The sequence below is a fragment of the Rhizobium sp. 10N414 genome, from assembly GCF_056394785.1.
This window is the reverse complement of sequence record NZ_JBFTIN010000007.1, coordinates 1-12,068: the sequence shown is the minus strand read 5'-3', so window position 1 is coordinate 12,068 and position 12,068 is coordinate 1. Positions and strand designations below refer to the sequence as shown.

Genomic DNA, 12,068 nt, shown 5'->3' with positions numbered 1-12,068 from the left:
TCAAACTCGTCGCAGTGAACGGCCGCACGCAGCCGATACGCCGCAAACGACCGTCTCGAATCACCTAGTCTCACCTAACGGGATGAGATTTAATGCCTGATTAACCACGATTGCCGGCGCCGGACGACAGAGCTTCATTGTCATCAAATGTCCGGCCATGGTTGTGCGATCCGCCCTTGACCCAGTTCACCGCTTTCCAAGTCGAACGGTGATTCCCACATTTTTTGTTCTCGTCAAGCTTTTCTAGCAAAAAAGCCTCACAAAACTCGGAAAAAGCCTTATCCACAGGCCCGGAACCGCCCAAGCGATTGCCAACCATAAATAGGATGTCACCACGAGAAGACAAGGGCAGCAGGCATTCTTCCTGAACAGCCAAGTCGCCGCCAAGATTCGACGTGCCCGCCGTTTGTTTTGTTCGACCTCCGTCGAAGCTTAATGCGACTGCCCATCCCAGGGCTGGATCTCCAGACTTGCAAGATCAACAGCGGGAATGCAGCGAACGTTGATGCAGGCCATCTCAGCACCGTCAGGCATCTTAGCTTCCGCGAAGGGAGCGATGCCGCAAGTGCCGCAAAAGCGGTGCTGGATCGTGTGGGTATTGAACGTATAGGTGGACAGCTTCTCACGCGGCGTTCTCAGGGTGAACTTGTCGCGGGGAACGAAGGCGAGCAGCCCTCCGCGCCGTCGGCATAGCGAACAATTGCAATCAAGGGCGGAGGTGAACTCCCCTCCACCTCAAATGCGATGTTGCCGCAATGGCAGCTTCCTTCGTACTGCATCGATCCTCCTCAGTTCCAGTCCATAACCACCTTGCCTGAATTGCCCGAGCGCATCGCCTCGAATCCCTCCCGGAACTCATCGATCCCGATCCGGTGCGTGATAACGGGCGACAAATCCAGCCCGCCCTGCACGAAAGCAATCATCTTGTACCAAGTCTCGAACATCTCGCGACCGTAGATGCCCTTCAGGTTAAGCATCTTGAAGATGACTTTGTTCCAGTCGATCTCGAAGCCGGCAGGCGCAATGCCGAGGATCGCGATCTTGCCGCCATTGTTCATCTTGTCGATCATGTCGCGAAAGGCCGGCGCAGCGCCGGACATTTCAAGCCCGACGTCGAAGCCCTCGGTCATTCCGATCGACTTCATCACGTCGGTGAGGTTCTCCTTCGAGGCATCGACGACATAATCGATGCCGAGCTTGCGGGCGAGATCAAGCCGATGCGGGTTGATGTCTGTTATGACCACCTTGCGGGCGCCCGATCGCTTGGCGACCAGCGCCCCCATGATGCCGATCGGGCCCGCGCCGGTGACAAGCACATCCTCGCCGACGAGATCGAAGGAAAGAGCTGTATGCACCGCGTTGCCAAACGGGTCGAAGATCGCGGCGATCTCATCGGAAATATCGTCCGGAATCGGCACCACATTCGCCTCGGGAATGCAGACGAACTCTCCGAACGAGCCGGGGCGGTTGACGCCGACGCCGAGCGTGTTGCGGCAGAGGTGGCCCCTGCCCGCACGACAGTTGCGGCACTTGCCGCAGACGATATGCCCCTCGCCGGAAACACGTTCACCGACATGGTATTTCGTAACCGCCGAGCCGATCTCAGCGATCTCGCCGCAGAATTCATGGCCGACGACCATCGGCACAGGAATGGTCTTCTGCGCCCACTGGTCCCAGTTCCAGATATGGACATCGGTACCGCAGATCGCGGATTTCTTCACCTTGATCAACACGTCGTTCGGTCCGACCTCGGGAACCGGGACATGTTCCATCCAAAGCCCCACCTCCGGCTTCGCCTTGACCAGCGCCTTCATCATGTTCGACATGATCTAACTCTCCCAAACCCTTTAAATGACACCGAGTTCGCGGCCGGCTTCGGCAAAGGCCGCAATCGTCCGCTCGACATCTGCACGTGAATGCGCCGCCGACATCTGCGTGCGGATGCGCGCCTGTCCCTTTGGCACGACAGGGAAGGAGAAGCCGATCACATAGACGCCCTTCTTCAACATGAGCGCCGCCATGTCCTGCGCCAGCTTGGCGTCGCCAAGCATGACAGGAATGATCGGATGCCCCTCGCCCGCCAAGGTGAAGCCGAGCTTCGTCATTTCGGAGCGGAACAGCGCCGCATTGGCTGCCAACCGCTCGCGCAGCGCATCACCGTTCTCGATGAGATCGAAGACCTTGAGCGACGCAGCCGCAATTACCGGTGCCAGCGTGTTCGAGAACAGATAGGGGCGCGACCGCTGCCGCAGCCAGTCGACGATTTCCGCCTTTGCCGAAGTATAGCCGCCGGAGGCACCGCCGAGCGCCTTCCCGAGCGTGCCGGTGATGATGTCGACCCGGCCCTCAACCCCGCAATGCTCGGCTGACCCGCGCCCATGCTTCCCGACGAAGCCGACGGCGTGGCTGTCGTCGACCATGACCATCGCACCATATTTCTCGGCGAGGTCGCAGACGCCCTGCAGGTTGGCAATAATGCCGTCCATCGAGAAGACACCATCAGTAGCGATCAGCTTGAAGCGGCTGCCTTCCGCCTTCTTCAGCTCTTCCTCCAGCGCCGTCATGTCGTTGTTGGCATAGCGGAAGCGCTTCGCCTTGGAGAGACGCACGCCATCGATGATCGAGGCGTGGTTCAGCGCGTCGGAGATGATTGCATCCTCCTCGCCGAGCAGCGTCTCGAAGAGACCGCCATTGGCGTCGAAACAAGAGGAATAGAGGATCGTGTCTTCCATGCCGAGGAAGGAGGAAATGCGGGCCTCGAGCTGTTTGTGCTCTTCCTGTGTACCGCAGATAAAGCGCACCGACGCCATGCCGTAGCCATAGCGGTCGAGCGCCTTCTTCCCCGCTTCGACAAGCTCCTCATTATCAGCGAGCCCGAGATAGTTGTTGGCGCAGAAGTTCAGCACGCGCTCGCCGGAGGCAACGGCAATCTCGCCTGCCTGCTTGGAGGTGATGACGCGCTCGGACTTGTAAAGTCCGGCATCCTTCAGTGCGGCAAGTTCGGTGCGGAGGTAGGAGAGGAATTCCGAGGTCATTGAATGCCCTTCTTGTGATGTTTCCCGATGCCCTGCACTAGCACATAGCCAAGAGCCTGTCTTGCCGTCGTCAACGCCGGATTTCGCCGCCATAGTTCGCCAAAGCATATCCGCGGTACGATTTTGACAGAGATCAATGCAGGTCGGCGCGAAAGGAGTAGAATCAACTTCATCCAACAGAAAGGCGGGTCAAAATGACAATCAAAACCGTTCTAGCTGTTCTCGGCGTCGACCATTGGGCCGACGACCTCAGCAACGCCGTGAAGTTCTGCGAGGGTCACGACGCACATCTGACAGCGCTTGTGATGAGCATGGGTGCCGTGCCCGCGATCGCAACATACCAGGCGATCTCCACAGCGTGGCTCGACGAGCAGCAGCGCGAAATCGAACACCTCGGCGAAGAAGCTGCGGCAGTCAAAGCGGAACTGCGGAACGCCGATCTTTCAAGCGATGTGCAGGAAATCTACACAGAGTTCGCCTGGGTCGATGACGACATCGCCGAACGTTCCCTTTATGCGGACCTGGTTCTTGTCGAGGCTCAGACGGCGCGCAACGAGCCCCTGCGAAAACGCGTTATCGACGGAGCACTCTTTCAATCGCCGACCCCGATTTTGATCAATCCCGCCAAGAGATCGATGACGACGTCTCCGAAGTCGGTATTGCTTGCTTGGGACTCCAGCAACGAAGCCGCCCGTGCGGCGCGGCAATCCCTGGATTTCCTGAAAGCCAGCGACACGGTTCACGTGACACTTATTGATCCGGTCTCTTCAGCAACAGCAAACGGTGAGGAACCTGGAGCCGACATCGCGGCCTATCTTGCGCGGCATGGGATCAATGTCGAAGTTGACCGCGTGCCCAGCGGCGGACGGCGGGTGGACGAGGCATTGAGGCAGCACGCCCTCGATGTCGCGGCAGATCTCATCGTGATGGGTGCCTATAACCACCCACGCCTGCAGCAACGCCTCTTCGGTGGCGTAACACAGTCCATGCTGAAAGACAGCACCGTTCCGATGTTTCTATCTCGGTAAAGTTTGGTAAAACGCGTGGCTCGAGACGGGGGGCTTTGGATCCTAAAGACCTTGAAAGCGTCAGCATGTCATGCCCGATCCAACCGTCACCCTCGGCGCAGCCTAGTCATCGTGACCGAGGATCACATCCAGAAACGCATCACCGTAGCGCTCGAGCTTCGACTGGCCTACCCCCGAGATGTTGAGCATCTCCTTGTGCGTCCGCGGCCGCTCGGTCGCGAAGGCGATGAGTGTCGTATCGGGGAAGACAACATAGGGCGGCACGCCGAGCGAGCGCGCGATCGCCGTCCGCTCCGCGCGCAAGGCTTCGAAGAGCACGCCGTCTCCGCCTGAAAGAACGGAGCGCCGCTCGACCTGCGCCGTTCGTTTCGAACGTCGTTCCGCAACCGGACGATCCTTGCGGAAGAAAACCGGGCGTTCGCGCTTGAAGACGGCGCGGGCCTCCGCCTCGAGCTTCAGGGCGCCGAACGCTTCATTGTCGACGCGGACCAATCCCATCGCAAGCAATTGCCGGAATACCGATTGCCACGTGCGGGCCGGCAGATCATTTCCGGCGCCAAAGACCGGCATTGTCGTGTGGCCGAAGCGTTCAGTCTTCTCGTTGACGTTGCCGAGCAGCACATCCACGACATGCCCGGTGCCGAACCGCTCGCCGGTCCGGTAGATCGCGGCAAGCGCCTTGATGGCTGCCTCCGTCCCGTCCCAGGTCTCGACCGGCTTCAGGCAGGTATCGCAGCCACCGCACTTGCCGGCATGCGCCTCGCCGAAATGCGCAAGGATTGCCTGACGGCGGCACGAGGCGGTTTCGCAGATCGCCAGCAGCGCGTTCAGCTTGGAGCGCTCAACGCGTTTGATCTCGTCGGCCGCACCACCGTCGTCGATCATCCGGCGGCGCTGGATGACGTCGGCCATGCCGTAGGCCATCCAGACTTCGGAAGGCAGGCCGTCGCGCCCGGCGCGGCCCGTCTCCTGGTAGTACGCCTCGACCGAGCCCGGCAGATCGAGATGCGCGACGTAGCGCACATTCGGCTTGTCGATCCCCATGCCGAAGGCGACGGTGGCGACAAGGCAAAGCTCATCCTCTTTCAGAAAGGCATCCTGATTTGCATCGCGAAGCACCCTGTCCATGCCGGCGTGATAGGGAAGCGCCCGAATGCCCTGCCCGTTCAGCCACTCGGCCGTATCCTCGACCTTGGCGCGGGACAGACAGTAGACGATACCGCTGTTGCCTTTGTGTCCGGAAAGAAACCGCAGCAACTGCTGGCGCGGCTGATCGCGCTCGACGATTTCGTAGGAAATGTTCGGGCGATCGAAGCTGGTCGTAAAGACCTGGGCATTGTTCAGCGCCAACCGTTCGACGATATCGTCGCGGGTGTGCGAGTCGGCCGTCGCCGTCAGCGCAATGCGCGGCACACCCGGGTAGTGCTCCGCCAGCTTGCCAAGCTCGCGATACTCGGGGCGGAAGTCATGGCCCCATTGGGAAACACAATGCGCCTCGTCGATCGCGAAGAGCGAGATCCGCGCGTTACCGATCGTGTCGCGGAAGCCATCCATGAGAACGCGCTCCGGCGTCACGTAAAGGAGATCGAGCTTGCCTGCGGCAATCGCGCGACGAACCTCGATGAACTCCTCGCGTGACAGCGCCGAGTTCAGTGCCGCGGCCCTGATGCCGAGCTGCTTCATCGCCTCCACCTGATCGCGCATCAGCGCAATCAGCGGCGAAACGACAATGCCGACACCTTCGCGGCAGAGCGCCGGAATCTGGAAGCAGAGCGATTTGCCGGCCCCCGTCGGAAAGAGAACGACGGCATCGCCGCCGGCGACGACATGCTCCACCACCTGCTGCTGCTTGCCGCGGAAGGCCGGATAGCCATAGACACGGTTAAGAATGCCAAGAGGCGAGCGCTCCGCGCCGAACAGCGCATCGCCGGCAGAAAGTTGCTCTGTAGAATCCCTCAATGGCTAGCCGCTCCCTTGACGCGGCCGGAGAGCACGCCGAATCCATCGATGATCGCTTCCTGGTTCTCTAAGCGAAGCCCCTCGAAATGAACCTCCTGCAATGCGCGCATCAACTGATCGATCACCTCGCCGTTGCCGGCCTCGGTTGCCTCGGCGATCTCGCGTTCGAGCTCGATCTTCTGGAAACGCAGCGCTTTGGCGCGTTTGTGGAAGGCGAGCGCCTGCCGGTAGCCTTCGCGCGCATCCTCCATCGCAGCCTCCGATGTAGCGATCCAAAGGCGGGCATTGCGGATCTGCTGCTCGAGCCCCTGCAGCAATGAGCCGAAGCCTTGCTCTTCCATGCGCTCCAGCAGGTGCTCTCGCGTGAGGTGCGGGCCGGCCACGGCCGCGGCGGCGCCGAGCATGACAGACCAGAGCCGCTGAAGCTCGCGATTGTCGTAGTCGATCGAGGCGATTTCGTCGTACTCGTCCTGCATCAAGGCCGGATGATTGATAACTGTCAGCGCCAGAACGCTCTCGCGCAAGGCAGGCGTCTCCTGGTGGCCTCGAACCAGACCGGAGCGGGCGAGCCGATCGGAAATGCCTCCGCCGGAAAGGCGCGGGCCGCGTGGCCCCTCGTTGCCACGGCCACGGGATTGTCCGCCGCCACGATCAAAGCTTCGCCGCTCATTGCCGCGATTCTGGAATTGCGGCTGGAAGAAGCCGTTCAGGCGGTCGCGCATATCCTGCTGGTAGTGACGGCGCACATTCTCATCGGCAATGACACCAACCAGCTGCTTCAACCGCGCTTCGAGCTCGGCCTTCGCTTCAGGCGTCTCGAACTGCCCGGTATTGATCTCACGGCCCCAGATCATCTCTGCCAGCGGCTTGGCCTGGCTCATCACCTTGTCGAAGGGCGCACGGCCTTCGTTGCGCACCAAATCGTCCGGGTCCTTGCCGTCGGGCAACAGGGCAAAGCGCACGGTGCGCCCCGGCTTGATATGCGGAAGCGCCAGATCGGCAGCGCGATTGGCGGCGCGAATGCCGGCGCCGTCGCCATCGAAGCAAAGCACGGGCTGCGGCGTTATCTTCCAGAGGAGTTCAAGCTGGTTCTCGGTCAATGCCGTGCCGAGCGGCGCCACGGCATTCTCGACGCCGGCCTGATGCAGCGCGATCACGTCCATATAGCCTTCGACGGCGATGATCGTGCCCTCGCCGTTCGCACCCTGCGTCGCCCGGCGGGCGCGTGCGAAATTGTAGAGCACATTGCCTTTGTGGAACAGCTCTGTCTCGTTGGAATTGAGATACTTCGCGGGCGCATCCGGCGACATGGCACGCCCCCCGAACGCAATTACCTTCTCGCGAGATGACAGGATCGGGAACATGATGCGGTCGCGGAAGCGATCGTAGGAGACCGGCACCTCGGGACCATGGACCACCAGCCCACATGCTTCGATCTGTTCCTTGGCAATGCCCTTGCCCGCCAGAAACTCCTTGAGTGCGTTTCGGCTATCGGGGGCAAAGCCGAGCCGGAAGGTCTCGATCGTGCGTCCCGTCAGCCCGCGGTCGCGAAGATAAGCCCGCGCCCGCGCGCCGTTTGCCGTCTGCAACTGATCCTGAAAGTACTTGGTCGCAAGCTCCATCACGTCGAGAAGCGAAGTGCGCTCCTTCTCGCGCTTCTCCATAACCGGATCGGCAACCGGCATGGCAACGCCCGCCATGTCGGCGATCTGCTGCACCGCCTCCGGAAAATTCAACCCTTCCAGATCTGTGAGAAAGCGGAAGTGATCGCCGGTGACGCCGCAGCCGAAGCAGTGGTAGCGCCCCTTTCGGTCCTCGCAGTGGAAGCTCGGCGACTTCTCGCCGTGAAACGGGCAGCAGGCCCAATAGTCGCCGCGCGACACGTTGGTCTTGCGCTTGTCCCAGCTCACACGACGGCCAATCACGTCCGAAATCGGCACGCGATCGCGTATCTCGTCGAGAAAGGAATTGGAAAAGCGCATGTGAACCTCTTGATTGGGTCCATATAAGCAGGTTCATACGCAGATGCCACGGCATTTGGGCGAAAGCCGCGCTATTCACAGGACCATTGCCTGCTCAAAATTCTCCCGAAATGAGTGTTCAAAATTGCGTTACCGCCCCTGCGACAGGGGGTGCGACACTGACGGCAATAACCCCACGTTTTGCGTGTATGCAAGCAGGCGTCCCGACCGTCTCAGTTCTTGACTATCGTCAAAAACCGATTTCGGAACAACGGCTTCCGAATTGCTCCGACCGACGAATTTCATGTCGGCGCGCAGTAGCCTCCATCGCGGTTGCCACACCTAAGGCAGCCCCGTCGCCAATCATTATTTTTTTGTAATTTGAATCAGTTGCCGCGTCGCAATAACTTCAATGGGAAGAAGCGATCCCCAAGCGAGGCACCATCCCTACCCCCGGCGCCGCCTCGCAAGGGTGTCTTTGCGAGTAACCGGTGGCTTGGATCTCGGTCCTGCGTCGCCACCGGAAGCAAAGAGCAAGAAGGCAGGAGCACCCCCAGCTCCTGCCTTCTATAATTTCACCTAAAAGTTTTATCTTCGATGTCTCCATGTCCGCTGTGGGCAGTGGATGGCATTGACAGTTCTCCTTCGATGCCCAATGAAAGTATCCTACCGGGATCATCGAATGCCACATAGAGTTGAGGATTTTTTAGAAAGCGACGCCTTTTTCGTGGCCGTGCTGAACTGCGCCCGCGAAATGCTGACGATCTACCGCGAGAGCCCGCGCATCGCATCGATCTTTGCCGCGCAGCAACGCTGGTTGATGGCCCATGCCGGCTTTGCACTCCACTTCGGCTATCCCGGCGAACCGAAGCTCGGCCTTTATTCGCGCCGTTTCATCGCCTTTGCCGTTGCGAACAAGATTGCGAGCCGCAATACCGCCGCAGCCTTTATCCAGGAAATGCTAGCCTACCGGTTCCTTAGTCCGGTCTTGAGTACCAGCGACAAGCGCACGCGCCTGTTGGAGCCGACGGAAACCGCTCACGAACACTTTTACAGGTGGCTCGCCACCCACCTTTTTATTCTCGACAGTCTTGACGGCGGCAATCGGCTGGACCGGATGAATGCCGACCCCTCGGCCTTCTCGAGGATGCAGCCGCTGATCTCCAAGGGGATTATCGATAGCGATGCCGTGCGCGACCCAGGCGCTACATACAATCTGTTCAACTGGGCAAACTCCGGCGGCCTGATCATGGACTACCTTATGATCAGTATCGACAACTTCGATCGCAACTCGGAACGGGCCCACATCGGCCCCGTGTCGCTCAAGGAAATCCGTGACCAGTTCATGATCTCCAACACGCATTTGAAGCGCCTGCTGACGACGGCATCCGAAATGGGAAGCGTGGGTTGGACACAACCGCCCTATAAGGGCGATACCTGGATTTCGCGCGCGTTTATCATGGAGTATTGGGGTTATCAGGCCGCGAAATTCGCCATTGTCGATGCTGCCGCAGAAGCGGTTCTGGGGCTCGCCGCCAGAAAGACGGCGAGCCTGCGCTGATTAGTTCAGCTGTTCCTTGACGGCGCCGGAGGCCTTGGAGAAATCCATCTGGCCGGCATAGCGCTCCTTCAGGACGGCCATCACCTTGCCCATGTCCTTCGGGCCGGCGGCGCCGATTTCCGCGATGATCGCGGTAATGTTGCTGCGAACCTCCGCATCCGAAAGCTGTTTCGGCAGGAAATCATGGAGCACCGCAATTTCGGCACGCTCTTTAGCGGCCAGTTCGGGGCGCGCGTTTTCTTCGTAGATCTTCGCCGATTCGTCGCGCTGCTTCACCATCTTGGCGAGGATCTGCAGGATTTCGTCGTCGCTCGCTTCTTCCTTGCCGGCGCCACGATTGGCAATATCCCGGTCCTTGATGGCGGCCTGAATCAGGCGAACGGTCGAGAGCCGCTCGGCATTCTTGGACTTCATGGCATCCTTGAGGGCGGCGGCGAGTTGATCGCGCAACATCATAATCACTCCTGTTTGAATGCCGCTTCATAAACCACGCGAATGCATGGGATCAAATAAATTGCGGAAAATGACGGCAGAAAGCGCGAGAAAACCCGCAGAATGTGCGCTACAAAGATTGACCTCGCGCAACAGCGTGGCTATTTACCGCCACCTGCACCAAAATTCGTGATCAGGCCTGAGAGCGCGCGCCTTGCCGCGCGCATATGCTTGCGAACCAAATGGCCGGCCAACGTTGCCCAAGGACGTGTGGCTGCCGGAAACGGGATGAAGATGACCGCGACAGCACCCTGGACAACCGAAAAGCCGACTGCCCTGCTCGTTCTTGCAGACGGAACCGTCATCGAAGGCAAGGGCATCGGCGCGACCGGCAAGGTCCAGGCTGAGGTGGTCTTCAACACGGCGCTGACTGGCTACGAAGAGATTCTGACGGACCCCTCCTATCTCGGCCAGATCGTCACCTTTACCTTCCCGCATATCGGCAACATCGGCACCAACGACGAAGACATCGAGGACCTGACGCCAGCAGCACGCCACGGCGCCGTCGGCGTCATCTTCAAGGCCGATATAACCGATCCGTCCAACTACCGCGCCGTCAAGCACCTCGATGCCTGGCTGAAGGCTCGCGGCATCATCGGCCTCTGCGGTGTCGACACACGCGCGCTGACGGCTTGGATCCGCGAAAACGGCTCGCCGAACGCCGTTATCGCCCATGACCCCAACGGTGTGTTCGACGTTGAGACGCTGAAGGCGGAAGCCAAGGCGTGGAGCGGCCTCGAAGGCCTCGACCTCGCCAAGATCGCTTCGTCAGGCCAAACGTCGCAGTGGGCGCAGACCCCGTGGATCTGGAACGAAGGTTACGGCGAGCTTACCCCAGAAAATGCGACGTATCACGTCGTCTGCCTCGACTACGGCGTCAAGCGCAACATCCTGCGCCTCTTTGCCGGCCTCGACTGCAAGGTCACCGTCATGCCGGCAACGACGAGTGCCGAGGATGTGCTTGCCATGCAGCCCGACGGCATCTTCCTGTCGAACGGCCCGGGCGACCCGGCCGCAACAGGCGAATACGCCGTTCCTGTTATCCAGAAGCTGATCAAGACCGACATCCCGGTCTTCGGCATCTGCCTCGGTCACCAGATGCTCGGCCTCGCGCTCGGCGCCAAGACCGAAAAGATGCACCAGGGCCATCATGGCGCCAACCACCCCGTCAAGGATCACACCACAGGCAAGGTCGAGATCGTCTCGATGAACCACGGCTTCGCGGTCGACACGAAGTCTCTGCCCCATGGCGTTGAAGAGACTCACGTTTCCCTCTTCGACGGCACCAACTGCGGCCTGCGTGTCGCTGGTAAGCCGATCTTCTCGGTGCAGCATCACCCGGAAGCCTCCCCCGGCCCGCAGGACAGCCACTACCTCTTCCGTCGCTTCATCAATCTGGTGCGCGCGAAGAAGGGCGAGGAAGCTCTCGCCGAGCGCTGAGACGGATCCCTTCACGCAATTCGAAAGCCCGCTTCCCAGCGGGCTTTTCTCGTTTTAGCTATTGCGCGCATCCGCGGCTGCCGCCACGCGATATCCGTTTGAATAGCGTCGAGAGTGCTGATTTACTGAGTTTCGGTCAGGAGGCCGCCAGCCATGAGATGCTTGGTTCTAGTCGTTGCGTGCTTGCTCCCGACGGTATCCTTTGCCGCCGGGCCTGTGAAGGTCGATGCGAAAGACTACAGCTGCGCACAGCTCGCGCAGATTATCCGCCAATCCAAGAAGGTCTATGTCCGCCTCGGCTTCGGAGGCCGCAACTTTCGCTATCCGCCAGCTCAATGCGGCCCAGGCGACAAGCTGAGCACCGCTAGCTTGCGTGACCGTACGGGCAAGCAGTGCCTCCTGGACTACGCCTGCATCAACGATCCAATGTCGATGTACAATTACTAGTAGCGCGTTTTCGTGGTTCGAATCATATCAAGCAGCCTCGGCGAGCTTGTATGACCATGTGTGGATGACGGGATGACGATTGATGTCGTCGATACCGGCCATAATGCGTTCCTTGAGCTCGTGTTTTGAGGTCACCCGGATGTGG

Annotated in this window: 10 protein-coding genes and 1 pseudogene; 4 read left to right on the top strand and 7 right to left on the bottom strand. The window is 60.0% G+C overall.

The genetic code is table 11. The features are described 5' to 3' along the window. Positions 1-100: 100 nt before the first annotated feature. The 4 genes and pseudogenes from AC1DE4_RS09090 to AC1DE4_RS09075 all read right to left on the bottom strand — a co-directional run bounded on the left by AC1DE4_RS09090 (position 101) and on the right by AC1DE4_RS09075 (position 3,035). The gene (locus tag AC1DE4_RS09090) at positions 101-376 is read right to left on the bottom strand and encodes a hypothetical protein (protein ID WP_477881109.1); all 276 of its coding nucleotides are present in this window, start codon (positions 374-376) and stop codon (positions 101-103) included. A gap of 56 nt (positions 377-432) precedes the next feature. Further along, a pseudogene (locus AC1DE4_RS09085) lies at positions 433-779 on the bottom strand (GFA family protein). 9 nt (positions 780-788) lie between these two features. Further along, on the bottom strand, positions 789-1,826 hold the full coding sequence (gene tdh, locus AC1DE4_RS09080) for an L-threonine 3-dehydrogenase (protein ID WP_018116225.1): 1,038 nt from the start codon (positions 1,824-1,826) through the stop codon (positions 789-791). Between the two features lie 21 nt (positions 1,827-1,847). Further along, a complete protein-coding gene (locus tag AC1DE4_RS09075; RefSeq protein WP_018857175.1) occupies positions 1,848-3,035 on the bottom strand; it encodes a glycine C-acetyltransferase in 1,188 nt (395 codons plus the stop codon). A gap of 194 nt (positions 3,036-3,229) precedes the next feature. Here AC1DE4_RS09075 and AC1DE4_RS09070 point away from each other — a divergent pair, with 194 nt between their 5' ends. After that, positions 3,230-4,063, top strand: coding sequence for a universal stress protein (locus AC1DE4_RS09070; protein ID WP_018857176.1), 834 nt, complete (start codon positions 3,230-3,232; stop codon positions 4,061-4,063). 102 nt (positions 4,064-4,165) lie between these two features. Here the strand turns inward: AC1DE4_RS09070 and recQ are convergent, their stop codons facing one another. Both recQ and dnaG read right to left on the bottom strand, forming a co-directional pair. Then, positions 4,166-6,022, bottom strand: a complete 1,857-nt coding sequence (gene recQ, locus AC1DE4_RS09065; RefSeq protein ID WP_477881107.1) for a DNA helicase RecQ — start codon at positions 6,020-6,022, stop codon at positions 4,166-4,168. Next, complete coding sequence (gene dnaG, locus AC1DE4_RS09060; RefSeq protein WP_169681521.1) at positions 6,019-8,004, bottom strand: DNA primase; 1,986 nt, start codon at positions 8,002-8,004, stop codon at positions 6,019-6,021. Before dnaG ends, recQ begins: the two co-directional genes overlap by 4 nt. 661 nt (positions 8,005-8,665) lie before the next feature. Here dnaG and AC1DE4_RS09055 point away from each other — a divergent pair. Then, positions 8,666-9,544, top strand: a complete 879-nt coding sequence (locus AC1DE4_RS09055; RefSeq protein WP_018857179.1) for a hypothetical protein — start codon at positions 8,666-8,668, stop codon at positions 9,542-9,544. On the opposite strand, the gene AC1DE4_RS09050 is transcribed toward AC1DE4_RS09055, so the two are convergent. After that, positions 9,545-9,997 carry a GatB/YqeY domain-containing protein gene (locus AC1DE4_RS09050; RefSeq protein ID WP_026371789.1) on the bottom strand — a complete coding sequence of 151 codons (453 nt, stop codon included), beginning with the start codon at positions 9,995-9,997 and terminating at the stop codon, positions 9,545-9,547. 273 nt (positions 9,998-10,270) lie between these two features. Here AC1DE4_RS09050 and carA point away from each other — a divergent pair, with 273 nt between their 5' ends. Continuing rightward, positions 10,271-11,476: a glutamine-hydrolyzing carbamoyl-phosphate synthase small subunit gene (gene carA, locus AC1DE4_RS09045; protein WP_025659294.1), complete on the top strand. Its 1,206-nt coding sequence runs from the start codon at positions 10,271-10,273 to the stop codon at positions 11,474-11,476. 153 nt (positions 11,477-11,629) lie between these two features. Continuing rightward, positions 11,630-11,923 carry a hypothetical protein gene (locus AC1DE4_RS09040; protein WP_018857182.1) on the top strand — a complete coding sequence of 98 codons (294 nt, stop codon included), beginning with the start codon at positions 11,630-11,632 and terminating at the stop codon, positions 11,921-11,923. Positions 11,924-12,068 lie beyond the last annotated feature (145 nt).

Bases quoted from the DNA above. Each gene is read 5' to 3' on its own strand.
- tdh (WP_018116225.1), bottom strand. From the start codon at position 1,826: ATGTCGAACATGATGAAGGCGCTGGTCAAGGCGAAGCCGGAGGTGGGG.
- AC1DE4_RS09075 (WP_018857175.1), bottom strand. From the start codon at position 3,035: ATGACCTCGGAATTCCTCTCCTACCTCCGCACCGAACTTGCCGCACTG.
- AC1DE4_RS09070 (WP_018857176.1), top strand. From the start codon at position 3,230: ATGACAATCAAAACCGTTCTAGCTGTTCTCGGCGTCGACCATTGGGCC.
- dnaG (WP_169681521.1), bottom strand. From the start codon at position 8,004: ATGCGCTTTTCCAATTCCTTTCTCGACGAGATACGCGATCGCGTGCCG.
- AC1DE4_RS09055 (WP_018857179.1), top strand. From the start codon at position 8,666: ATGCCACATAGAGTTGAGGATTTTTTAGAAAGCGACGCCTTTTTCGTG.
- AC1DE4_RS09050 (WP_026371789.1), bottom strand. From the start codon at position 9,997: ATGTTGCGCGATCAACTCGCCGCCGCCCTCAAGGATGCCATGAAGTCC.
- carA (WP_025659294.1), top strand. From the start codon at position 10,271: ATGACCGCGACAGCACCCTGGACAACCGAAAAGCCGACTGCCCTGCTC.
- AC1DE4_RS09040 (WP_018857182.1), top strand. From the start codon at position 11,630: ATGAGATGCTTGGTTCTAGTCGTTGCGTGCTTGCTCCCGACGGTATCC.